This is a genomic window from Novosphingobium sp. Chol11 (assembly GCF_900218065.1).
GTDB classification, from domain to species: Bacteria; Pseudomonadota; Alphaproteobacteria; order Sphingomonadales; family Sphingomonadaceae; genus Sphingobium; species Sphingobium agri.
This window is the reverse complement of the sequence record NZ_OBMU01000001.1, coordinates 1,238,700-1,259,632: the sequence shown is the minus strand read 5'-3', so window position 1 is coordinate 1,259,632 and position 20,933 is coordinate 1,238,700. Positions and strand designations below refer to the sequence as shown.

General features: G+C 61.8%; 19 protein-coding genes and 1 tRNA gene. 7 read left to right on the top strand and 13 right to left on the bottom strand.

The genetic code is table 11. The features are described 5' to 3' along the window. Positions 1 to 10: 10 nt before the first annotated feature. The 4 genes from NCHOL11_RS06235 to NCHOL11_RS06220 all read right to left on the bottom strand — a co-directional run bounded on the left by NCHOL11_RS06235 (position 11) and on the right by NCHOL11_RS06220 (position 5,406). Positions 11 to 2,359 carry a PAS domain-containing sensor histidine kinase gene (locus NCHOL11_RS06235; RefSeq protein ID WP_097091540.1) on the bottom strand — a complete coding sequence of 783 codons (2,349 nt, stop codon included), beginning with the start codon at positions 2,357 to 2,359 and terminating at the stop codon, positions 11 to 13. 223 nt (positions 2,360 to 2,582) lie between these two features. Then, positions 2,583 to 3,992 (bottom strand): adenosylhomocysteinase, encoded by a 1,410-nt coding sequence (gene ahcY, locus NCHOL11_RS06230; RefSeq protein WP_097091539.1) that lies wholly within the window; start codon positions 3,990 to 3,992, stop codon positions 2,583 to 2,585. A 117-nt stretch (positions 3,993 to 4,109) separates the two neighbouring features. Further along, a complete protein-coding gene (locus NCHOL11_RS06225; protein WP_097091538.1) occupies positions 4,110 to 4,661 on the bottom strand; it encodes a hypothetical protein in 552 nt (183 codons plus the stop codon). A 184-nt stretch (positions 4,662 to 4,845) separates the two neighbouring features. After that, a complete protein-coding gene (locus NCHOL11_RS06220) occupies positions 4,846 to 5,406 on the bottom strand; it encodes a YqgE/AlgH family protein (RefSeq protein ID WP_097091537.1) in 561 nt (186 codons plus the stop codon). 136 nt (positions 5,407 to 5,542) lie between these two features. On the opposite strand from NCHOL11_RS06220, the gene NCHOL11_RS06215 reads away from it, so the two are divergent. Together NCHOL11_RS06215 and NCHOL11_RS06210 are read left to right on the top strand one after the other, a co-directional pair. Continuing rightward, positions 5,543 to 6,025 carry a peroxiredoxin gene (locus NCHOL11_RS06215; RefSeq protein WP_097091536.1) on the top strand — a complete coding sequence of 161 codons (483 nt, stop codon included), beginning with the start codon at positions 5,543 to 5,545 and terminating at the stop codon, positions 6,023 to 6,025. Positions 6,026 to 6,105: 80 nt separating this feature from the next. Further along, positions 6,106 to 7,560, top strand: a complete 1,455-nt coding sequence (locus NCHOL11_RS06210) for an AMP nucleosidase (protein ID WP_097091535.1) — start codon at positions 6,106 to 6,108, stop codon at positions 7,558 to 7,560. A 14-nt stretch (positions 7,561 to 7,574) separates the two neighbouring features. On the opposite strand, the gene NCHOL11_RS06205 is transcribed toward NCHOL11_RS06210, so the two are convergent. From NCHOL11_RS06205 to NCHOL11_RS06185, 5 genes are all read right to left on the bottom strand, one after another. Beyond that, complete coding sequence (locus NCHOL11_RS06205) at positions 7,575 to 8,336, bottom strand: alpha/beta fold hydrolase (RefSeq protein WP_097092770.1); 762 nt, start codon at positions 8,334 to 8,336, stop codon at positions 7,575 to 7,577. Beyond that, positions 8,323 to 9,027, bottom strand: a complete 705-nt coding sequence (locus tag NCHOL11_RS06200) for a DUF2238 domain-containing protein (protein ID WP_097091534.1) — start codon at positions 9,025 to 9,027, stop codon at positions 8,323 to 8,325. The genes NCHOL11_RS06205 and NCHOL11_RS06200 overlap by 14 nt, the downstream gene beginning before the upstream one ends. A gap of 9 nt (positions 9,028 to 9,036) precedes the next feature. Next, on the bottom strand, positions 9,037 to 10,062 hold the full coding sequence (locus NCHOL11_RS06195; protein WP_097091533.1) for an aspartate-semialdehyde dehydrogenase: 1,026 nt from the start codon (positions 10,060 to 10,062) through the stop codon (positions 9,037 to 9,039). Between the two features lie 98 nt (positions 10,063 to 10,160). Then, positions 10,161 to 12,395 carry a S9 family peptidase gene (locus NCHOL11_RS06190; RefSeq protein ID WP_097091532.1) on the bottom strand — a complete coding sequence of 745 codons (2,235 nt, stop codon included), beginning with the start codon at positions 12,393 to 12,395 and terminating at the stop codon, positions 10,161 to 10,163. Positions 12,396 to 12,510: 115 nt separating this feature from the next. Then, a tRNA-Val gene (locus tag NCHOL11_RS06185) sits at positions 12,511 to 12,585 on the bottom strand. A gap of 136 nt (positions 12,586 to 12,721) precedes the next feature. Here NCHOL11_RS06185 and NCHOL11_RS06180 point away from each other — a divergent pair. Beyond that, positions 12,722 to 12,847: an entericidin A/B family lipoprotein gene (locus NCHOL11_RS06180; protein ID WP_097091531.1), complete on the top strand. Its 126-nt coding sequence runs from the start codon at positions 12,722 to 12,724 to the stop codon at positions 12,845 to 12,847. A gap of 27 nt (positions 12,848 to 12,874) precedes the next feature. Here the strand turns inward: NCHOL11_RS06180 and NCHOL11_RS06175 are convergent, their stop codons facing one another. Next, positions 12,875 to 13,063 carry a hypothetical protein gene (locus NCHOL11_RS06175; protein WP_097091530.1) on the bottom strand — a complete coding sequence of 63 codons (189 nt, stop codon included), beginning with the start codon at positions 13,061 to 13,063 and terminating at the stop codon, positions 12,875 to 12,877. Between the two features lie 175 nt (positions 13,064 to 13,238). Here NCHOL11_RS06175 and hslV point away from each other — a divergent pair, with 175 nt between their 5' ends. Both hslV and hslU read left to right on the top strand, forming a co-directional pair. Further along, a complete protein-coding gene (gene hslV / locus NCHOL11_RS06170) occupies positions 13,239 to 13,805 on the top strand; it encodes an ATP-dependent protease subunit HslV (RefSeq protein WP_097091529.1) in 567 nt (188 codons plus the stop codon). A gap of 128 nt (positions 13,806 to 13,933) precedes the next feature. Continuing rightward, positions 13,934 to 15,235, top strand: coding sequence for an ATP-dependent protease ATPase subunit HslU (gene hslU, locus NCHOL11_RS06165; protein WP_097091528.1), 1,302 nt, complete (start codon positions 13,934 to 13,936; stop codon positions 15,233 to 15,235). Between the two features lie 34 nt (positions 15,236 to 15,269). Here the strand turns inward: hslU and proS are convergent, their stop codons facing one another. Beyond that, positions 15,270 to 16,796, bottom strand: coding sequence for a proline--tRNA ligase (proS, locus tag NCHOL11_RS06160; RefSeq protein WP_097091527.1), 1,527 nt, complete (start codon positions 16,794 to 16,796; stop codon positions 15,270 to 15,272). A gap of 81 nt (positions 16,797 to 16,877) precedes the next feature. Beyond that, the gene (gene phaR / locus NCHOL11_RS06155) at positions 16,878 to 17,477 is read right to left on the bottom strand and encodes a polyhydroxyalkanoate synthesis repressor PhaR (RefSeq protein ID WP_097091526.1); all 600 of its coding nucleotides are present in this window, start codon (positions 17,475 to 17,477) and stop codon (positions 16,878 to 16,880) included. Here phaR and NCHOL11_RS06150 point away from each other — a divergent pair. Beyond that, entirely contained in the window at positions 17,476 to 18,564 is a 1,089-nt protein-coding gene (locus NCHOL11_RS06150) for an alpha/beta fold hydrolase (RefSeq protein ID WP_097091525.1), read from the top strand. The genes phaR and NCHOL11_RS06150 overlap by 2 nt on opposite strands. A 45-nt stretch (positions 18,565 to 18,609) precedes the next feature. After that, positions 18,610 to 19,782, top strand: a complete 1,173-nt coding sequence (locus NCHOL11_RS06145) for an acetyl-CoA C-acetyltransferase (RefSeq protein WP_097091524.1) — start codon at positions 18,610 to 18,612, stop codon at positions 19,780 to 19,782. Between the two features lie 44 nt (positions 19,783 to 19,826). On the opposite strand, the gene alr is transcribed toward NCHOL11_RS06145, so the two are convergent. After that, positions 19,827 to 20,870, bottom strand: coding sequence for an alanine racemase (gene alr, locus NCHOL11_RS06140; RefSeq protein WP_097091523.1), 1,044 nt, complete (start codon positions 20,868 to 20,870; stop codon positions 19,827 to 19,829). Positions 20,871 to 20,933: the final 63 nt, after the last annotated feature.

Below are 20,933 nucleotides of genomic sequence, written 5' to 3'. Positions count from 1 at the left end.
AAGGCTGTGGTCAGCCACGGGGGATCTCGATCACCGCCATGGTGCCCTGTCCCGGCTCCGATACCAGTTCAAGGCTGCCGCCATGCGCTTCCGCAAGTTGCTTAGCGAGGGGGAGGCCGATACCGGCCTTTTCGCCGCTCCGCGCCTGTTCAGCACGGGCCGCCGCATCGAAGATCGTGGTGCGGCGCTTTGCGCTGATGCCGGGGCCATTGTCGGACACCACCAACCGCGCTGAGGCGGGGCTCCCGTCGCCGTGCAGCAAGACGCGGGCTCCCCGGCCGCTGTAGCAAACCGCGTTTTCGAGCAAATGGTCGAGCGCTTGGCCGATCCGGCGGCTGTCGCCTTCCACCTGTCCCAGCGTTTCATGCAGGGAGACGGCAAGGTCGATGCCCTTCGCGATTGCCTCGCCCTTGATCCGGGCGACGCTTTCCTCTGCCAAGGCTGCGAGGTCGACAGGCGCGCGATCGATCGGCAGCGTCCCGGCCTCCCCCTGCGTCAGGTCGAGCACATTGTCGATCAGCATGGCGAGGCGATTGGTGCTCTGGAGGATGCCGTCGACATATTCTTTCGCGGAATCGCTGATGTCCCCGGCATAGCCCGCGCTCATCATCTCGGCGAAGCCCGCGATGGTGGTGAGCGGCGTGCGCAGTTCGTAGCTCATATTGGTAACGAATGCCGTCTTGACCCGATCGGCCTGCTCAAGCGCTTCGTTGCGGTCGCGCAGCACCTGTTCGACCCGGCGGCTATCGGTGACGTCCAGCATCGTGAAGAGCGCGTTGCCATCCGGCAGCGGGATGGCGGCAAATTCGAAAATGCGGCCGTCCGCGAAACCGACATGGCCGACGCGCTGCTTGCGCTCGACGGTCGCCGCGCGGACCAGTTCACGGACGAGATTGGCCTGCTGCGGCTTGGCAAGGCGGGATTGGACGGCACGGAGAAGCTCGTCGATGCGCGGATGCTGCGCCAGTAAATCTTCGGAAATGTCCCAGATTGAGCGGAAGCGGCTGTTCCAAAGCGACAAGCGGCCATCGGAAGAGAAAACGCCGATGGATTCGAAGAGATTGTCGAACGTCGCCGTCCGCACACGGAGCAGCGTGTCGCGGGCGCTGGACAGCTGCACCTGCTCGGTTCGATCCTCGAAGATAAGGAGCAAGCCGCCATCGGGCAGCGGTTGCGCATAGACGCGCAAGTGCGTGCCATCGGCGAGCAGCCAATTTTCCTCGCGCGGATCGGGCGAGAGGAACCAGTCACGCCGTTCCGCGCGCCAGGCGGGAAAGTCGCGATGCTCCGGCAGACGGCGGGCCTCGCGCATGCGGTCAAGCACCCGTTCGAACACCGGATGGTCGGCCAGATGTTCCTGATCAAGGCCGAAGAGGCTCATGAACGGCTGGTTCCAGAAGCCCAGCGTCCGATCCGGGCCGAAACGCGCAACGCCAGCGGACAGGCGGTCGAGCAGGTCGCGCTGAGCCGCCTCAAGGCGGCGATGTTCGAGGCGGGCTTGCTCAAGCTCGTTCTGGTCTATGGCAAAACCGGCCACACCCGCGTCGCCGAGCGGAACGTCGACCACCCGCATCGTGCGGCGCTCGCCATCTATGGTTGCAGGGACCATGCGCTCGACGGTGCGATCTTCGGCGAGTGCCTGTTCCGCAGCCCCCTCGGGACTGAGGCCGCCGATCGCTTCCACCAGTTCGGTGCCTTGCGCGATGACATCGGCGGCGCTCGGGCCGTCCACCGCGCGGACATAGGCTGCGTTGACGAGGCTGAGGCGCATGTCAGGCGTGCGATGCCACATCGGGAATGGCGCGGCTTCGACCAAGCCGGCGAGCGCCTCCAGAGCGTCGCGCAACTGTTCGACCTTGCTCGTCAGTGCCTGGATTTCCGACTGGCTGTCGGTGGCGTCGAATATCCAGAGCACAACGCCGCCGCTTTCGGCAAGCACCGGGCCCGCAGGCGCCCCGCGAACAAGCAAGAGCCGGGATGAACCCTCACCCCGCACCGCGAGGGAAAAGCTCCGCCCCGCCCGCTGTGCTGCCGCTATTTCCTGGGCGAGAGCCGATGCATCGTCCGGCTCTAAACCGCCATCGGGCGCAGTCAACTCGGACACGAAGGCGGGAACGCGATCCTTGCCGAGCCATTTGGCGAGCCGGTCGGCGGCCTCTATCCGGCCATCGGCATGAATGATGACCGGCGCGGCCGGAGCCGAGGCGAGCAAGCTGGACAGGCGGTCATATTTGCCCTGCACCTGCGTGCCTTCACGCCGCATGCGCTGGCCGGTCGACAACGCCCAGACGGCGGCGGCGAGCCATATGGCCAGAACGATCCCCAAGATGACCGCGGCAAAAGGGGTCAATGACGTCATTGCGCCTGCTCACCCCTCATCACGACCCGCGCCCCTTCTGCATGATTATCCGGGGATTAACGCAAGTGGACGGCAGCGTGAAGCGGGGAGTTGGAAGAAATGCACGGCTGCTTGCAAGCGGCCCATTCCCTCGTCATTCCATTAGGTCCCAGCTTCCGCTGGGATGACGATGTGCTAAATATTCAAAAAGGGGGGAGACTTTCGCCTCCCCCTTTTCGATTTCTTAGTAGCGGTAGTGATCCGGCTTGAACGGGCCTTCCGGCGTAACGCCGATATAGGCCGCCTGCTTGGGCGTCAGCTTGGACAGCTTTACGCCCAGCTTCTCTAGGTGCAGAGCCGCGACCTTCTCGTCCAGATGCTTGGGCAGCACATAGACTTCATTCTTATACTGGTCCGACTTGGTCCACAGTTCGATTTGCGCCAGCACCTGATTGGTGAAGGACGAGGACATGACGAAGCTGGGATGACCCGTCGCGCAGCCCAGGTTCACCAGGCGGCCCTTGGCAAGGACGATGATCTTCTTGCCATCGGGGAACTCGACCTCATCGACCTGCGGCTTGATCTCGGTCCACTTCATGTTGCTGAGGCCAGCAATTTCGATCTCGCTGTCGAAATGGCCGATGTTGGACACGATCGCCATATTCTTCATCGCGCGCATGTGATCGACGGTGATGACGGCTTCGTTGCCCGTTGCGGTCACGAAGATGTCGGCGCGCGGAGCGGCCTCTTCCATCGTCACCACTTCATAGCCTTCCATCGCGGCCTGCAGCGCGCAGATCGGATCGACTTCAGTCACCAGCACGCGGGCGCCGCCATTGCGCAGCGATGCGGCGGAACCCTTGCCGACATCGCCGAAGCCCGCGACGCACGCGACCTTGCCCGCGAGCATGACGTCGGTGGCGCGGCGGATAGCGTCGACCAGCGATTCCTTGCAGCCATAAAGATTGTCGAACTTCGACTTGGTGACGCTGTCGTTGACGTTGATCGCCGGGAAGGGCAGCTTGCCCTTCTTCGCCAGTTCATAAAGGCGGTGAACGCCGGTGGTGGTCTCTTCCGAAACGCCCTTGATCGCAGCGACGGTCTTGGTCAGGTAGCCCGGACGCTCGGCCAGGAAGCGCTTCAGCGTCGCGACGAAGATTTCCTCTTCCTCATTGCCGGGCGTGAACAGTTCTTCGCCAGCTTCGACACGCGCGCCCCACAGCGCGAACATGGTGGCGTCGCCGCCATCGTCCAGGATCATGTTGCAGGTCGTGTCACCCCAATCGAAGATGCGGATGACATAGTCCCAATATTCTTCCAGCGTCTCGCCCTTGACGGCGAAGACGGGAATGCCGCGCGCGGCGATGGCGGCGGCGGCATGGTCCTGCGTCGAGAAGATGTTGCACGAGGCCCAGCGGATTTCGGCGCCGAGGTCAGCCAGCGTCTCGATCAGCACGGCGGTCTGGATCGTCATGTGCAGCGACCCGGTGATGCGCGCGCCCTTCAGCGGCTTGGCCGCGCCGAACTCGTCGCGCAGCGCCATGAGGCCGGGCATTTCGGTTTCGGCGATCTCGATTTCCTTGCGGCCGAACGCGGCAAGGTTGATGTCGGCGATCACATAGTCCTGCGCCTGGGTGGCGGGTGCTGTGGCCACGAGCGTGTCTCCATCGGTTTAGAATGTGCCGGAGCCGCTCGCATGACGAGACGGCGATGGCCTGCGCTTTACCAATCGCCGCCGTTGATGGCAACTCAATATAAAGTTTTCTTTATGTCACTCTTCGCCGCTGCGAGAGGCAACCGCGACCCTCGTCTCGACGTCGTCGGCGGATTGCTCCGCTTCCTGGCCCGCGATCGCCATGACGACATCGCAGCGCGCGCCCGAAAGATGCGGCGTAGTACCGGCAGCATCCGACAGCTCAAGCAGCGCCGCGCGAGTGGCGGGGAGCGCATTGGCCGCATCGGTGATCGACTGAAGATCGCGGCAGGCGAGCCCTTCCGCTCCAGCGCCATAGACATTGGCAAGACTGGTCACATAATTGTCGTAAGCCCCAAGCGCGCCGATCGGGCCAGCGACGGAACGGAAATGTTCGCGCAGCTCATCATTGACCTGCGTCAGCGCATCACGCTTTTCCCTGATGAAGCGATTATAGTCAGCCAGGAAGTTGCTGCCGGTGGAGCGGCAACGCAGCGCCGACACCATCAGCATCATTTCGAAATCCCGGATCTGCGCCGCCTCTACCGCAACCTTCTTCCAGCAAGGCGCGGCGCTGGCGGGCGCCAGCGGCATCGCTGCGGCAATCACTGCCGCGACAAACTTCTTCATGACTTGAACCCCCGAGCAAATTCCCGAGGATGAAGGTGCGCCTGCGCGCTTGCCGCATTGTAAATGAAGGCAGTTACCGGGAATTTACCTGGAACTGTTCAGTTTCGATGTGGAAACAAGCCCTGTTCCGCGCGATCGTTGCGCAGCTGAACCGGAAAAATATTCCTGGGATCTGTAGGCGTGCTCAGGCCGAACCAGCGCCGCTTACCAGATGAGACGCATCGACTCCGGCTGCGGCATAGGCGGCCGCCCATTTCTTTTCAGCCGGAACGTCAAACAATATGTCCGCGCTGCAGGTTGCCGGAAACCAGCTTTCGCCGGTCATTTCCTGGTCCAGCTGCCCGGCGCCCCATCCCGCATAGCCAAGCGCGACGATATAACGGCTGGGACCGGTCCCTTCGGCGATCGCCTTCAAAATCTCGAGCGATCCGGAGAGTCCCCAGTCGGCACCTACCTCGACCATGTCATGCCCCTTCCAGTCCAGGGAATGCAGCACAAAACCCCGGCGCGGCTCGACCGGCCCGCCTCTTAGCACCGGCATGTCGGGAACATTGGCAGGGTCGATGTCGAAGCTTTCAAGAAGCTCGTGGAGGCCCACCCCCTCGATCTCATCGCCGACCGCTATGCCTAGGGCGCCATTTTCATCATGGACGCAAATGGCGATCACCGAATGATCGAAGCGCATGTCTTCCATACCCGGCAGAGCGAGCAGGAACTGGCCGGCATAGGAGCGAAGCTGATCCATGAGATGAATATACGCTGCCCGCCAGCTTTTCCAATGGCAGGCTGTCGCTCATCGGGGGCGATGCGGCACGTTGGGAGCCTTGACACAGGACCTGCAAGCGCCGACCTCCCGCTCCATCAACGGCAGGAGACAGGATATGACCATCGCGAAAGGGGATCGCATCCCCGCCACCACCTTTGCCAAGATGACGGAAAATGGGCCCGAGCAGGTGTCTTCCGACGAATTTTTCAAAGGCCGGACGGTAGCGCTCTTCTCCGTTCCGGGCGCCTTCACGCCGACCTGCTCGGCCAAGCATCTGCCCGGCTTTGTGGAAAAGGCAGATGCGCTGAAGCAAAAAGGCGTGGACGAGATCGCCTGCACCGCCGTCAATGATGCGTTCGTCATGGGCGCGTGGGGCAAGTCAGCAGGAGCCGATGATAAGGTGACCATGCTGGCGGATGGCAATGGCGACTTCGTCAAGGCAGCGGGCCTGACGATGGATGGCAACAAGTTCGGCATGGGTACGCGGGGCCAGCGCTTTTCCATGATCGTCAAGGATGGCGTGGTGACGGAACTGAATGTCGAGGCGCCCGGCGAGTTCAAACTTTCCTCGGCCGATCATCTGCTGGAGCAGCTTTGACCTTGGCTGCCGCGCGACGATGATCCGGTCGCGCGGCAACCCGCCTTTCCACCGTCACATTAGTGCGGTAGCAAGGTTCGATGACCAAAAGCATCGGCAGCGCAGCGGTCGCGCAACTCGACCGGATCTATCAGACGTCAATCGGCAACCTGCGCGACGCCATGCAGGCCTATGCCCGCGATGGCAGCGTGCCTCCGCCCGAAGCAAGAACCGACCGGCGTTTCTGCTATCCCGAACTGCGCATCACCCATCATGCCGAAACCGATGCGCCGCCGCCCGGGCGGTCCTTTGCCCGCCTGTCCAAGCCCGGCCTCTACGTCACGACAGTAACCCGGCCGGAGATGTTCGGCGATTATCTGGCCGAGCAGATCGACCTGCTGGTGCGCGACTATGGGGTCGAGGTGGAGACCGCTCTCAGCCATCAACTGATCCCATTCCCCTATGTGCTGGATGGGCTGGACATCAGCGCCCTGGACGGAACGCCTCCGACGGAACTGGCGCGGCATTTCCCCGCCACTGAACTGGCGGAGATCGGGGATGAGATTGCCGATGGGCTGTTTACCCCGAACGCAATGGGACAAAGGCCGCTGGCGCTGTTCGATGGGCTGCGCACCGATTTCTCGCTAGCGCGGCTCAAACATTATACCGGAACGCCGCCGGAGCATATCCAACGCTACATTCTGTTCACCAATTATCACCGTTATGTCGATGAGTTCGTGGCATGGGCCTGCGCCGAGCTTCAGCGGGACGGCACGCCCTATACTGCGCTCTCTGGCGCGGGCGGCGTTTATGTAACGCGGGAGACCGCCGATCCCGCGCGGATGATTGCGGACAGTGCCTGGCGCAAGCATCAGATGCCCGCCTATCACCTGATCGCGCCCAATCGCAGCGGCATCACGCTGGTCAATATCGGCGTCGGCCCGGCCAATGCGAAGACGATCTGCGACCATCTGGCAGTGCTGCGGCCGGAAGCCTGGCTGATGATCGGCCATTGCGGCGGACTGCGCCCCAGTCAGCGGATCGGCGACTATGTCCTCGCCCATGCCTATCTGCGCGACGACAAGGTGCTGGACGAGATGCTGCCGCCGGAAATTCCGGTGCCAGCGATCGCCGAGGTTCAGGTCGCCCTGGCCAAGTCCGCAGAAGCCGTGCTCGGCGGCAGTGGCGGCGAGGATTTCAAGCGCAGGCTGCGGACCGGAACCGTGGTGACGACGGACGACCGGAACTGGGAACTGCGCTATTCCAGTTCGGCGCTGCGCTTCAGCCTGTCGCGCGCGGTGGGGATCGACATGGAGTCCGCGACCATCGCGGCTCAGGGCTACCGCTTCAGAGTTCCTTACGGAACATTGCTCTGCGTGTCGGACAAGCCGATCCACGGCGAACTCAAGCTGCCGGGCCAGGCGAACCGCTTCTATGAGGAAGCTATCGCCGGGCATTTAAGGATCGGCCTGATGACGTGCGAACTGCTGCGGCAGGAAGGGCCCAAACTGCACAGCCGCAAGTTGCGGGCGTTCAACGAGCCGCCATTCCGGTAAACGGTTGCGGTCGGTCAGGAGGTCAGGAACTCCACCATTGCCTGTCCCAGTTCCTTCTTCGTGACCGCAGCCATGTGATTGCCCGGTATCTCGACGTAACGAGCGTTAGGAAGCGTATCGACGAGTTCCTGTGCCACGCCATTATCCTGATCATCGACGCCGCAGATGACTTCGGTGGGCTGCGCAAAGGCCGCGATCGTCTCGGCCGACGTGTCCACGAAGGTGTTCAGGATTTGCAGCAGCGCGACCGGATCGCCCTTCGTCGTCTTCAGGAAGGCTTCGGTCATCCATTCGGACGTGCCGCGCTCGAACGTGCCGAGATTGGTGAGAACATTGCGATAATAGCCGCCCTTGTCGAGCGTGTTGACCAGTCCACGCAGGCCCATGCCCGCAAGGATCACCCGGCGCGGGGTCGCGCCTCGCGCCAGCATCCGCACCGTGGTCCGCGCGCCGAGCGAATAGCCGCCTAGATCATAATCAGTGAGGCCAAGCTGGTCGATGACAGCCAGATTGTCCTCCGTGAGGGCATCTGGCGGATAGGCGGCAGGATCATGTGGCTTGCCGCTTTCGCCATGCCCGCGCAGGTCCGGCATGATCAATCGGAAACCCGCCTCCACAAGCCGCGCGGTATGGCCGTAACGCACCCAGTTGGTCCAGGCGTTGGAGAAATAGCCGTGGATGAGGACAAGATCGCGCCCCTCCCCGGCAATATGCACGGCGATAGGAAGACCGCCGAGCCCTTCGACTTCCACTTTCTTCAGTTCAAGGTCGGTCATCATCATTCTCTTGCTGTGTGGCGATGCTCGATATGGCCTTGATGTCGCATTGTCGATGCCGGCGCAGGCTCAATATCATCAGCGCGATGAATGCTCCTGCCTGAGCGGCGGCCATGTCCTTCTGCGGATCCCAGACGTCGCCTTGCTGGCCGTTATACCAGTCAGCCGTTTCTCCCTCGGCCACCAGCGTCAGCAGCCATTCGAAGCTTTCGTAAAGCGCACTGATGAAGCCGATGGTGACGAAACTGAAAGCGAGGCTCCAGCCAACAGCCATGCCGCCCTGTCGCCTTGCAATCTGTGCCAATGGATGGGTGAGCATCAGCCCGAAGGCGAAATGGACAAGCCGGTCATAGCCATTACGCTGCCACCCAAATGTGCTCGAAAGATCATGGCCGGTCAGGCCAAGCGCCCAATCGTCATAAGGCACATGAGAATAGATGTAGCGCCCGCCCAATGTGTGCAGGAGCAGGAACAGAAAAATGCAGGCGACTGCCCCGTCCGTCATCGGCCAGCGACGCAAGAGCCATGGCGCGGCGAGCGCAAGGGCCATGGTCGGGCCATGCTGTAATGGTGCGAGTTCGGGAAATGGCTGATTGATCTGGGCGGCGGCGACGGCGCTGACCAGCAGCAGGATCATCCGGCGCTGCGCTATCGGAAGGCTATTCCAAATAGCGGCAGCGCCGGACGTCATCAGTTGGCCTCAGCCCTTCTTCAAGTGACGGCGGCCCAGCAGTTCGGCGATCTGAACCGCGTTGAGCGCTGCACCCTTGCGCAGATTGTCGCTGACGCACCAGAGCGAGAGGCCATTGTCGATGGTCGAGTCCTCGCGAACGCGGCTGACGAAGGTCGCATAGTCACCCACGCACTCGACCGGGGTGACGTATCCGCCATCCTCGCGCTTGTCGACGAGCATCACGCCCGGCGCTTCCCGCAGGATGTCCTGCGCTTCCTTGGCCGAAATCTCGTTTTCGAACTCGATGTTCAGCGCTTCGGAATGGCCGACGAACACGGGCACGCGCACGCAGGTCGCCGTGACTTTCACCTTGGGATCGAGGATCTTCTTGGTTTCCGCGACCATCTTCCACTCTTCCTTGGTGGAGCCATCCTCCAGGAAAACGTCGATGTGCGGGATCACGTTGAAGGCGATCTGCTTGGTGAACTTCTTGGGCTCGGCCGGATCGCCGACGAAGATGTTGCGCGACTGTTCGAACAGCTCGTCCATGCCTTCCTTGCCCGCGCCTGATACGGACTGGTAGGTCGCGACGACCACGCGCTTGATCTTCGCGGCGTCGTGCAGGGGCTTGAGCGCAACGACCATCTGCGCGGTCGAGCAGTTCGGGTTCGCGATGATGTTCTTCTTAGTATAGCCATCGATGGCGTCCGGGTTCACTTCGGGCACGATCAGCGGCACGTCCGGGTCCATGCGATAGAGCGAGCTATTGTCGATCACCACGCAGCCAGCCGCCGCCGCCTTGGGCGCATATTCAGCCGTCGGGCCAGAGCCCGCGGCGAACAGGGCGATGTCCCAGCCGGTGAAATCGAAATGCTGGATATTCTGGCATTTGAGCGTCTTGCCGGTGTCACCGAAATCGATTTCGGTGCCCTGCGACCGGGGCGATGCGACCGCCGCGATCTCGTCAATCGGGAACTCGCGCTCGGCGAGAATGGTCAGCATTTCGCGGCCCACATTGCCCGTGGCACCAACGACGACGACCTTGTAACCCATGACTAAAGACTCCACTCCATGCAAAATTGCGCAAGGGCGCGCCATAGCGTTGTCCCGCCAATTGTCCAGCATGAAGGAGCTTTGGGCGCCGATAGCCTTTATTTGTCCGGCTGCGGTTCTTCGGGCGCGGCTCCATTGCGGCGGAGGAAATCCTCGATCGTGCGCCACAGGTGGACGCTGATGCCGGGGCCACCGACGCGATGCGTCTGGCCGGGATAGACCATCATCTCGAAGGGAATAGCGGCGCTCTGCATCCGGGCCATCAGGGCGGTAGCGTTGTCGAACACGACATTGTCATCTGACATGCCATGGATCAGCAACATCGGGTCCTTGATCTTGATGGCATCCTCGACCGCTCCTGATGCCGGATAGGCGCTTGGCCGGTCCTGCGGCTTGCCCAGATAGCGCTCGGTATAATGGGTGTCGTAAAGCTCCCAGCGGGTAACAGGCGCACCCGCAATAGCAGCCGAGAAGAGCCCGGGCGCCTTTTCTAAAAGCTTGACCGACAAATAGCCGCCATAGGACCAGCCATAGGTGGCGATCCGCTTCGCATCGACATAGGGCTGCGCTTTCAGCCATTCGACGCCCTTCAGCTGGTCGTCGATCTCCACAGTCCCCATGGCGTGGTACAGCTGATCCTCGAATGCCTTGCCGCGATCCGGCGTCCCCCGGTTATCGATCGCGAAGACGATCCAGCCACGGTCCACCAGATATTGGTAGATGGGCGATCCCCATTGATTGGTGACGACCCGCCCCGCTCCCGGTCCACCATAGTGAAGCATGAATACAGGGTATCGCTTGCCCGGCTCCAGCGGTGGCGTCATGATCCGGGTGTGGAGGGTTGACCCGTCCGCCGCCTTGATCGTGCCAAAACGCGTCTTCGCATGACTGGCGCGGTAAGGGGCGTAGGGATGATTCCCTGTCAGGGCATTCTCGGACAGCCAGCGGATCTGCTTGCCATTGCTGTCGGCAAGATAGACCTGTTTGGGCTGGTCCGTGTTGCTGCGGGAGATGACAAGATGCGTCGCGCCGCTGTCCATCACCGCATCGTTCCACCAGCCATCGCCGGTCAACTGCCGCAACGCGCCCTTGCCTGACAGGGAAGCGGCGTAAAGCTGCTGCTCCAGAGGCGTTTCGCGATTGCCGGTGAAATAGACGGCGCCTTGCCGCTCATCCACCGCGACCACGTCTCGCACTTCCCAGGCACCGCTGGTGAGAGCTACCCACTTGCCGCCGCGGACATGATAGAGATGACCATGCCCGCTTTTCTCCGACCACCACAGGAAGCTACCATCGCTCAGCGGCCTGAAATTGTTGCTCAGGTTGATCGAACTTTTCGCGCGTTCGGTGAGGACGATCCTCGATTTGCCCGTCGCTGGATCGACCGCCAGCAGATCGAGCCGCTTCTGGTCACGGCTCTGCCGCTGGACATAGAGTGTCCGGCCGTCTTTCGACCAATCGACCCGTGCGAGATAGATGTCGCTGTCGTCGCCCAGGTCGACCTTCACTTGCCCACGGCCATCCGGCCGCATGACATAGAGATCGACCAGCGCATTGGGTGTCCCTGCAGCAGGATAGCGTTGCTGATAGACCTTCGTGCCCTCGCCACCGGTCGCCGTCCGGGTGACGATGCTGACCGGACCTTCATCCACGCGCGCAACTGCTATCAACTGATCGTCCGGCGACCACCAATAGCCGGTACGCCGATCCATTTCTTCCTGCGCCACGAACTCGGCCACGCCCCAGCTGACCGTTTCGCTGGCGCCCTGCGTCACCTGCCGTTCCTTCCCGCCGATCGGCTGGACGAACAGGTTGCCGTCCCGCACGAAGGAAACGAAGCCCCCCTTGGGACTGACGATGCCGTTCAGTTCACTGGGCGGACTGTTGGTGAGACGTGTGACCTGGCCATCGAGCGACGCGAGGTAAAGATCGCCATCCACCGGGACGAGGATGCTCTTGCCATTGGGAGCCCAGTCATAGGTCGCGATCCCCGTGCTGCCAGCGATGGAGCGGTCCCGCTCGCGCTGCATCTTTTCCGCTTCGGAAAGCTCCGCGCCGCTGCCGGTCTTCCTTGAATCCACCAGCATGCGCTCCGCCCCGGTCGCGCTGTCGATGGCCCAGAGGTCCAGCCGTTCCTTCTCGTCCGTGCGAGGCTTGAGCAGAGTGACTAGCTTGCCATCCGGGGAGAGCTTCAATGCTCGGGGCTGAGAGCCGGAAAGGTCTGGATTTGCAAAGACACGCTCCAGCGTCAGTTGCTGTTTTGCCGACGCCGGAACCGCAGCGCTTGCAAGCAGTGCCAAAACGGCTGCGCTGCCCTTCACCAAAGAGGACATCCTTATCCTTTCGCCTCGGCCAAGGCGGCCGAATATACCGCCGCGAGTTAACGCGGAGCAGATGAAAAGATCAATCTAGGGACATAATATTTCTCACCATGACCTAGGTAGATCATGGTGGGCGCGACAGGGATTGAACCTGTGACCCCACCCGTGTGAAGGGTGTGCTCTACCGCTGAGCTACGCGCCCCTGATAAGGAGGATGCGGCCATTGGCATCGGCCAACGCTCCTGTCAAGGCAGCCATCGCAGAGAGGCGCAAATTGCGCATATTGCCTTTTCGGCATCAGATTTTAGTAGCTGGACCAATAAAGGGAGCGACTATCGATGCGTCAGACCATTGCCCTCATGATCACAGGGCTCCTTCTCACCTCATTGGCAGCATGCAACACGGTCAAGGGCGTTGGCCGCGACATTGAATCGGTCGGCCGGGCCGGTGAAAGGGCGATGTAGGGCCAGGCGGCCTTCCCTTGCCGACGATTATTGAAGGACGCGGCCTACCATGGCCGCGCTTCTTTCCAGCTTGACACCGTCGCAATCCGGCTCGCCACAATCGCAAGCTGCGATGGTGTAGCGCACGCCGCACATCACCAGAATGTCATGGTCGAACATATAGTTGGAAATCCCCGCTCGTTCGACCTTCTCCCGCGCTCTGGCCTTTAGAGACATGCGAAATTTCCTTCCATTCACCGTCCGGACATGATCTTTGCGGCTCTGCACAAAGTCAATTGAACGGGATTGGTTCCTGAACCGATTGTCATAAATCCGTCCAGAAAATGACACGGACCAGCGCCTCCGGCTACTATGCTTGCGCGGTAGCCCATTCGATCCCATATGCCGCGCCATGAACGACCAACGCTCAAGCAGCATGCCGGTCTGGCATGGCACCACCATCATGTCCGTGCGAAAAAATGGAAAGGTTATCGTGGCTGGGGACGGCCAGGTTTCCATGGGTCAAACGGTGATGAAGCCCAATGCGCGCAAGGTCCGCCGCTTGCACGACGGTTCTGTCATCGGCGGATTTGCGGGGGCGACGGCTGACGCCTTTACCTTGTTTGAGCGGCTTGAAGCGAAATTGGAGCGCCATAATGGGCAGCTCATGCGCGCGGCAGTTGAGCTGGCAAAGGATTGGCGGACCGATAAATATCTGCGCAATCTGGAAGCGATGATGATCGTCGCGGACAAGGAAGTCACGCTGATCCTGACCGGCAATGGCGACGTACTGGAACCGATCGGCGGCGTGGCGGCCATCGGGTCAGGCGGCAATTTCGCGCTCGCAGCAGCCCGCGCTCTTGTTGAATATGAGGAAGATGCAGAGACCCTCGCGCGCAAGGCGATGGCCGTGGCGGCTGACATCTGCGTCTACACCAATGACCAGCTGGTGGTCGAGGAACTGGCGAGCGTGACATGATGTGAAGCCCCTCCCGCAAGCGGGAGGGCGGGGTGGGCGTTCCTCCTATCCCGAAAAGTTGAAGCCGATTGCTTTCGCAATCGTCCACCCCCGGCCCCTCCCGCTTACGGGAGGGGAGTGAGAAGAAGATGAACGACAATCTGACACCCAAGGCCATTGTTTCCGCCCTCGATGCGCACATCATCGGCCAGGCCGACGCCAAGCGCGCTGTGGCCGTCGCCCTGCGCAACCGCTGGCGCCGGCAGCGCCTGTCGCCCGACCTGCGTGACGAGGTGACGCCCAAGAATATCCTCATGATCGGCCCCACCGGCTGCGGCAAGACCGAGATCAGCCGCCGCCTCGCCAAGCTCGCAGACGCGCCGTTCGTGAAGGTCGAAGCGACGAAGTTCACCGAAGTGGGCTATGTCGGCCGCGACGTGGAGCAGATCGTTCGCGATCTGGTTGAGGAAGCGGTGCGCCTGGAAAAGGATCGCCGCCGCGAAGCCGTGCGGGAAGCTGCGTCGGAGGCCGCGATGAACCGCCTGCTCGACGCCCTCACCGGCAAGGAAGCGAGCGAAGCGACCCGCCTCTCCTTCCGCCAGCGGATCGAGAACGACCAGATGAACGATGTCGAGGTCGAGGTGGAAGTCGCCGACAGCCCTTCCATGCCGATGGAGATACCCGGCATGGGCGGCCAGGTCGGCATGATCAACCTAAGCGATATGATGTCCAAGGCTTTCGGTCAGACGCAAAAAAAGCGCCGCAAGCTGCGCGTCGCCGATGCATGGGACAAGCTGGTCGAGGAAGAACAGGACAAGCGGCTGGATCAGGACGATGTCGCCCGCGTGGCGATTGTCAGTGCTGAGCAGAATGGCATCGTCTTCCTGGATGAGATCGACAAGATCGCCGTTAGCGACGTGCGCGGCGGGTCAGTGAGCCGCGAGGGCGTGCAGCGCGACCTCTTGCCGTTGATTGAGGGCACCACGGTATCGACCAAATATGGGCCGCTGAAGACGGACCACATCCTGTTCATTGCATCGGGCGCGTTTCATGTGGCGAAACCCAGTGACCTGCTGCCGGAGCTTCAGGGTCGCCTGCCTATCCGCGTCGAATTGAAGGCGCTGACGGAAGATGATTTCGTGTCGATTCTGTCGGACACGAAGGCCAGCCTTGTTGCGCAATATCGCGCGCTGCTGGCGACCGAGGGCGTGACGATCGACCTCACGGCGGACGGCATCCGCGCAGTGGCGAAGATCGCTGCGGAAGTGAACAGCGAGGTCGAAAATATCGGTGCCCGCCGTTTGCAGACCGTGATGGAAAAGCTGCTGGAAGATGTGAGCTTCGACGCCGAGGACCGCCAGGGCGAGACGCTGGTGATTGACGCGGCCTATGTAGGGGAGCAGCTGAACGACGTCGCGCGGAACACCGACCTCAGCAAATATGTGCTGTAACTGCTCCCCTCCCGCTAGCGGGAGGGGAGATTGATTAGTAGCTGCGCCCCACGAGCACTCGCTCCACCGCCTTGTCACCGGTAAAGATGCAAGCCCCATCGGCAGCGTCCGCATCCAGCGGAACGTTGCGCAGCGTGAGCTTCTCGCCCTTCAGCCACTCGATCACCTTGTCGAGAGCCGGACCCGTGGGCTTGGCCCATTGCACCAGCGCCCACCCCTGCTTCTTGCTCGCGGCAAAATAGGCTTTGAGCGCATCCAGGGATGTGATCGACTTATCGATGTTCCCGTGCAGCCGCGCCTGAGCATCCGCGAACAGCGCCTGCTGAATATCCTCCAGCATTCCGGTCGCGGCGCCCAGGAAGTCGCCCTTCGCAACGATCTGGCTATCGAGCTTGCCATCCTCGCGATACAGCCGGTCGCGGCGCAGCACTGATACATTGCCGCCCGCAACATCACGGCCGCCCACTTCGATCACGATCGGCGCGCCTTTCTTGACCCAGCTCCAGCGCTTGTTCGCCGCCTTGGCAGGCCGCTTGTCCAGAAGCGCGCGGACGGGTTCGCGGAACACATCTTGCTTGTTCAACGCTGCGACCAGATCGCCGCAATAATCGAGGATCGCAGCATCCTCGTCATTGTCGCGCAGCATCGGCACGACAACGACTTGGTAGGGCGCCAGACGCGGCGGTACGCGCAACCCGTCATCGTCGCCATGCACCATGATGAGGCCGCCGATCATGCGGGTCGACATGCCCCAGCTGGTCGTCTGGGCCAGCTCCTGCTGCCCTTCCGCATTCTGGAACTTGATGCTCTGCGCCTGGGAGAAGGTGGTGCCCAGGAAATGCGACGTGCCAGCCTGAAGCGCTTTGCCATCCTGCATCATCGCTTCGATCGAATAGGTCGCAACGGCGCCGGGAAAGCGTTCATTCTCCGGCTTCTCGCCAGCCACCACCGGCAGCGCGACGCATTCCTCCGCGAAGCTGCGATAGACCTCCAGCATCTTCATCGTCTCTTCCATCGCCTCATCGACGGTGGTGTGAGCCGTATGCCCTTCCTGCCAGAGGAACTCGGCGGTGCGCAGGAACATGCGGGTGCGCATTTCCCAGCGGACCACATTGGCCCACTGGTTGATCAGCACCGGCAAGTCGCGCCAGCTTTGCACCCAGCGCGAAAATGCTGCGCCGATCACCGTTTCGGACGTCGGACGAACCACAAGCGGCTCCTCCAGCTTCGCCTCCGGATCGGGCACCAGCTTGCCGTCCTTCTGGATCAAGCGGTGATGCGTGACGACCGCCATTTCCTTGGCGAAGCCGTCCACATGCTCCGCTTCCTTTTCAAAATAGGAAAGCGGGATGAAGAGGGGGAAATAGCAGTTTTCGTGGCCGGTCGCCTTGATCCGCTCGTCGAGCAGCTTTTGGATGCGTTCCCAGATGCCATAGCCCCAGGGCCGGATGACCATGCTGCCGCGCACGCCGCTTTCCTCGGCCATGTCGGCTTCGGAGATGACGGCCTGATACCAGGCGGCGAAATCCTGTTCACGGGTAACGGAAAGGGCGTGCTTCACGGGTCAGGCCTTGTTCTTCGACTTGAAAGGATGGCGCGCCATAAGGCAAGCGCGCCGTCCCGTCGACCCCGAACGCGCTGCTCAGCCCAGCTTGTCGATCTTCGCATTGAGGGCGGAGAGCTGCGCCTTCAGATCCGCGATCTCATCGTCCTTGCTGCTTTCGGAAGCGGCTGGCGCGGGAGCGACAGCACCGGGCATACCCGGCATACCTGGCATGTTGGGCATGCCGGGAACCTTGCCGAATGCGTTGGCGGCCGCTTCGAACATCTGCATGTTGCGCTTGGCGATTTCCGCGAGCGGACCGCCACCAAAGGCGCCCTTCATCGCTTCCTGGAACTGCATCTGGTTCTTCCGGAACGCGTCCATCGACGCTTCCAGATATTGCGGGACCATCGACTGCATGGAATCGCCATACATGGCGATCAGCTGCCGCAGGAAGTTGACCGGCAGCATGTTCTTGCCCCGCTGCTCTTCCTCCATGATGATCTGCGTCAGGACATTATGCGTGATGTCCTCACCCGTTTTTGCGTCCACGACCACGAACTCGCGCCCCTCACGAGTCATTTGCGACAGCAAATCCAATGTGATGTAACTCGACGTTTCCGTGTTATAGAGACGCCTGTTCGCATATTTCTTGATGATGACCGGCTCTGATTCATTGGCGGTCTTGGTTTTGGCCATGGATTCCTCTCCCACACCTGCACTTTCCGCATTAGCACAAGGGGTTGCCGCACCGCAACATGGCCCACGCCCATTGCCCTTGTTTCTCGACATTTTATGGCGTGAAACGGAAGGCAATGCTGATTTGCGGCGTGCGGCCTTTCAGGGGTTGCGCAAATATCAGGAAGCCCAAAGGCCTCCGTCGCCCCCCGCGCCATCGGTCTTTGCTGCGGCAGGAAGTGCCAGATTGCTGCGTTACGGCGCAGATAGTGGCAAGGCGCCGGTGATCTTCATACCATCGCTTATCAACCCTCCGCAGGTGCTGGACCTGTCGGAGGGACGATCCATGTTGCGCCACATGGCTGCAGCAGGACATGACGCTTACCTCATCGATTGGGGCAGTCCCGGCACAGAGGATGCAAAGCTGGGCCTGGCAGAGCATGTTACCGAGCGCCTGATCCCGATGCTGAAGTCACTCCCCCACCCGCCGATCCTGGTAGGATACTGCCTTGGCGGCAGCCTGGCGCTTGGCGCTGCGGCCCTGGCCGATGTCGCAGCAGTCGCCACCATCGCTGCGCCTTGGCAGTTCGACGGCTTCCCCGACGCGGATCGCGACCTTATCGCGTCGCTTTGGCGGGGCGCCAAGGCGACAAGCGAGCGTCTCGGCTATGTGCCGATGGAGGTTCTGCAATCGGGTTTTTGGGCGATGGACCCAGCACGCACCATCCGCAAATATGCTGCTTTTGCTGGAATGGAGCCCGGCTCCGAGGCCGAGCGCGCATTTCTGGCGGTCGAAGATTGGGCAAATGGCGGCCCGCCACTGACATTCGCAGCGGGAGAGGAATTGTTCGAGAGCTTCTATGGAAGCAATCTTACAGGACGTGGCGAATGGCAGATCGATGGGAGGAAAATCGATCTGGCGGGCCTTGGACGCCCCACATTCTCCGTCTGGTCGGCCACTGACCGGATCGTCCCCGCCACCGCAGCGCCCGACCTTGCGGACGGCTTCACCCTCCAACTTGGCCATGTCGGCATGATCGTCGGCAGCAGCGCCCGCCAGCTGCTTTGGGAGCCCTTGTCCCTTTGGCTTTCAACGCACGGGGGTTGATGATATTGCGGCGCGGAACCGCCCTTTTCATCAAGGATCAGGATTGTGTCAGACATCGTCATCACCGCCGCCAAGCGTACTGCCGTGGGCAGCTTCATGGGTGCCTTCGGCACGACGCCGGCACATGAATTGGGACGCACCGCCATCGTTGCGGCGCTGAGCCAGGCTGGCGTGGCACCCGAAGAGGTGGATGAGGTGATCCTCGGCCAAATCCTGACGGCCGCTCAGGGTCAGAACCCTGCGCGTCAAGCTGCGGTGAACGCAGGCATTCCGGTGGAGCGGACGGCGATCGGCCTTAACCAGCTGTGTGGATCGGGTTTGCGTGCCGTGGCGCTGGCTGCACAAGCGATCAAGGCGGGCGAGGCTCGGATCATGGTGGCAGGCGGACAGGAAAGCATGTCGCTCGCCCCGCACGCCCAATATCTGCGGGCTGGCGCGAAGATGGGCCCGATCTCGCTGATCGACACGATGACGCATGATGGCCTGACGGACGCGTTCAACAATTATCACATGGGCGTCACGGCGGAAAATCTGGCGGAGAAATATCAGATCAGCCGCGAGACGCAGGACCAGTTTGCCGTCGCCAGCCAGAACAAGGCCGAAGCCGCGCGCGCGTCCGGCCGGTTCAAGGATGAAATCGTTCCCGTCACCGTGAAGGGACGAAAGGGCGACACTGTCGTCGATGCGGACGAATATATCCGCGCTGGCGCGACGCTCGAAGCGATGCAGAGTTTGCGACCCGCGTTCAAGAAGGATGGCACGGTCACTGCGGGCAATGCCAGTGGCATCAATGACGGCGCTGCCGCTCTGGTTCTCATGACCTCAGCCGATGCCGCTCAGCGCGGCGCCACCATTCTGGGCCGCATCGCCAGCTTTGCGACCTGCGGCGTCGATCCCGCAATCATGGGCATCGGCCCCGCTCCGGCAACCCGCAATGCTCTGGCCAAGGCGGGCTGGTCACTTGGCGACCTCGACCTGATCGAAGCCAATGAAGCCTTCGCCGCACAGGCACTGGCGGTCGGTCAGGAACTGGGATGGGACGCCGGCAAGGTCAATGTGAATGGCGGCGCAATCGCCATCGGCCATCCGGTGGGCGCGTCCGGCGCCCGGGTGCTGACCACGCTGCTGTATGAGATGCAGAAGCGCGATGCGAAGAAGGGACTTGCAACCCTGTGCGTCGGGGGCGGCATGGGCGTCGCCATGTGCATCGAACGTTGAACTGAAATAAGGCCGCCGGTTCACCCCCGGCGGCGCGTCGCCACCTAGAACCAGACCCGATCGAAACGGGGACCAAGGCTCGTCAGCAACTCATATTGCGACAGGCCCGATAGAGCGGAAGCGGCGGGCAAGTCATAATCGATATCCAGCCAATCCCCCTCCTTGACCGACGGCATCGCGGAGACATCCACAGCGATCAGGTCCATCGACACGCGGCCCACGACAGGCAAGTCCGTTTCCCCAGCGCTGACCACGCCACGCCCCGAGAAGCAGCGCAGATAACCATCGGCATAGCCAAGGTTAAGCACGGCTATTTCCGTGTCCGTCCTGGCGAGATGGGTCGCGTTATAGCCGATGCTGTCTCCGGAAGGGACAAAACGCCGTTGCAGCACCTGCGCCTGCGGAAAGACCACTTGAGCGATTCCCTCTGACGCCTCCGGCCGGGGTATCCCGCCATAAAGCGCGAGCCCGGGACGTGTCAGATCAAATGCATAGGCTTGTCCCAGGCAGATGCCTGCGCTGTTGGCGAGACTATATCGACGCGCTGGAACATGAGCGCGCAAGTTGCTGAATCGCTCAAGTTGCTGCGCGCTAAGATCCGTATCCTCGTCGCCCGATGCCAAGTGGCTGAGCAATGTGTCGACCGACAGCCCGCTCATTTGTGCAGCGACATCGCTCCGCCAGTCGAGCCCGAGCCGGTTCATGCCCGTATCGACCATCACGTCACAAACGCCGCCGCTGGCAGACTTCCAGCGTCCGATCTGATTGGCAGTGCAGAGCACCGGGCGAGCCTTTGACGAGAGTGCCCTACCCATGTCCTCGGCACGCACGCCGTGGAAAACGGACAGGTTGATTCCGTCCTGCAACAGATGTTCAAGGGAAGCCGCTTCTGTCCAACTCGATACGAAGAAGTCGCGGCATCCCGCATCGAGCAGGCGGCGCATGACCTCCACAGCACCTGTGCCGTAGCCATCCGCTTTGATCGCTGCCCCGCACGCCGCAGTCCCGCTACGCCGTTGCAACCATCGCCAATTATTTACGAGCGCACCCCCGTCGAGGCGGAGGCGAAGCGGAGCAAAATTGGTCATCGGTGATGCGATAGCGGCATCATCTGCGAGCGTCGAGGGTGCAGCCACCCTTGATCAAGCGGA